The 2,395-nt window shown below is 42.6% G+C and carries 3 protein-coding genes; 2 read left to right on the top strand and 1 reads right to left on the bottom strand.

Features of this window, described 5'->3' with window-relative positions; translation table 11 throughout:
* The first annotated feature begins 204 nt into the window (after positions 1-204).
* On the top strand, positions 205-660 hold the full coding sequence (locus AB4Z33_RS30780; RefSeq protein ID WP_442053547.1) for a DinB family protein: 456 nt from the start codon (positions 205-207) through the stop codon (positions 658-660).
* A gap of 200 nt (positions 661-860) precedes the next feature.
* On the top strand, positions 861-1,436 hold the full coding sequence (locus AB4Z33_RS30775) for a dihydrofolate reductase family protein (RefSeq protein ID WP_442053546.1): 576 nt from the start codon (positions 861-863) through the stop codon (positions 1,434-1,436).
* A 144-nt stretch (positions 1,437-1,580) separates the two neighbouring features.
* Here the strand turns inward: AB4Z33_RS30775 and AB4Z33_RS30770 are convergent.
* The coding region (locus tag AB4Z33_RS30770; protein WP_442053545.1) for a ketopantoate reductase family protein at positions 1,581-2,395 on the bottom strand (815 nt) is incomplete at its 5' end.

The following is a 2,395-nucleotide window of genomic DNA, read 5'->3' as shown; positions in this document are numbered from 1 at the left end:
TTTCATTAACGCTGGATGTAAAGCCTGTTGTTGGACCACATATTTCTGGTTGTGTACGCCCCCATGTAGAAACGACCGAATGGGGAAGTGCTACAGCAACAAGGAATTCACATGAAAAAAAGTTGTTTTAGTTGATTCAAATGATTAAACTAACGGATAATAGTAGGTTCAAATAATCGATGAGACGAAGAGGGGGAAACCGAAATGAAGACGATTAAGTGCATGATGGACCACCTATACTGGGCGGACGGACGCATCTTGGACGCGCTCGAGGAGAGTGAGACGAAGAACAAGGATCTACTGAAGCTGGTTCGGCACATCGCGGTCGCGGAACGAGTCTGGCTGTCCCGATTGCAGGGCAAGGGCAGCGCGCAGTATTCGTTGTGGGAGGAAGTGGATGACCTGATGGCGATTCGAGTGATGTTCGAAGAAAACGCCGATCAATATCGCGTCTATATCGAAGGGCTGGAGGAATCCGAGTTGGACGAGATGATCGACTATGCGAACCAGAGCGGGGTTCCGTTCCAAACGTCCATCCGGGACATCCTGTTGCAGGTTCTCTTACATGGGCAATATCACCGGGGGCAAATCAACCGGGCACTTCGGATCGAATCGGCAGAGCCTGTCCAAGTCGATTACATCACGTTCGCGAGGCTCTAACTGGCCTGATAAGATCGGCTGCTGTTCGCCATTGAAGTAACGGACAGTTTTGCGCAACATTGTTGTCTTCAAAAAAATTCAGATTTCCACTTGAACCTTACGTTACGTAATGATTTATTATGAATGTAACAGCAGGGTGATACGCGGGCCAACGGCCAAAAAATCGAACAAATAAATTCAAAATTGGAGGAGAAACGAACATGAGAAAACTCGTTCTATTTCTGCACGCATCGCTTGACGGTTTTGTAGAAGGGCCGAATGGTGAAATGGACATTGGCTGGGTTTCCTACGATGCTGATTTGGAGAAACACGCGAAAGAAATTCTGAGTACTGCCGACACTGTCATTTGGGGACGTGGGACTTATCAGATGATGCACAGTTACTGGCCGTCTGTGCCTTCGAACCCATCAGCTTCGCAGCATGAACGGAATCATGCCGAGTGGATCGAAAAGACAGCCAAAATCGTGTTTTCCACGACGCTGGAGAAAGTCGAATGGAATAATTCCAGACTCGTGAAAGAAGATGTCGAGAAAGAGATCAATAACCTCAAACAGCAGCCAGGCAAGGATATGGTCATCCTCGGCAGTCCTAGGTTGGCACATCACCTTATGCAGCTTGATTTAATTGATGAGTATAAAATTACGGTTTCTCCCGTCCTGATCGGTAAGGGATTGCCGTTATTCCAAGGTCTCAAGGAGAAGGTCAATCTTAAGCTAATCGAAAACAAGACCTTTAATTCTGGAGCCTTAGGTCTCGTATACCAGACGGTAAGATGACCTTGTCTCCTATAGTAGATTATGTTCTGTGAAAAAAAGTCATCAACTTCTTAAAAATAAGTTTTAGACTGGTCCAATAAATAAAGCAGCGACAGAACAAGACTCGATAAATAAAGTCTTAGACTGCCGCTGTAGTTGTTCATATTACTGAACATGTATTTCCGATTTGACATTTTGACTTAAAAATTTCATTAAATCATTACTCAGCTTCACAATCTCATTGTTAGCACTGTTCGCATAATCCGGCAACATCATATCCCTAACCATTTTAGTTCGTAGCCATGCCATAAAGAAAAGATCCAAAAATAAGTTTGGGAATTTAAACACCATTTTAAGCATTGGTGGATCAATTGAAACGCCTGCTTTTTGTATTGCCCTAAGATATGCTTTTAAAGTGACTGTTATTTTGCGTGCCTTCATTCTGGTTCTGGTTGTTTTTTTGTCAATTATCTTATTCTCAGAATGCAAAAAGCTCAACATGGCAATGTCTGATACGGAATGTGTGATTAGATACGCTTGCATATCCTTTTTAACAACGTAGGGAAGCTTTGCTGTTTTAAATAATTTTGCGAGGGTTTCTATGCGTTCTGTCACTACACCATTAATTTCTCCAAAAGCAGTTGCCGCTATAATCTTTGGTAGAAATCGAGCATGCAATACTCCATCTTTAATCTGTCCGCCGAAGCCGGGAAAAGCTGGTAAAAGCCTATCCCCTACAATATCCAGCCACGAAGAAAATCCAATTGAATTACTAGTCATCGAAACTATATTTTTGCTCTGATTATCTTTTAGCGCTAACAACGCTGATTCGGACCGATCATAACGAACGGTAACGAAAATAAAATCGTATACATCGTCATTTTCGAGCGTATCAATGACATTCGCTTGTATCGATCTAACTTTACCTTTTTCTTTATATTGCAGGCCATTTTCTCTTAATGATTGAAATCTATTAGAAT

The sequence above is a fragment of the Paenibacillus sp. 2TAB19 genome, from assembly GCF_052115185.1.
Taxonomy (GTDB): domain Bacteria; phylum Bacillota; class Bacilli; order Paenibacillales; family Paenibacillaceae; genus Pristimantibacillus.
This window is presented reverse-complemented; position numbering and strand designations above follow the sequence as displayed.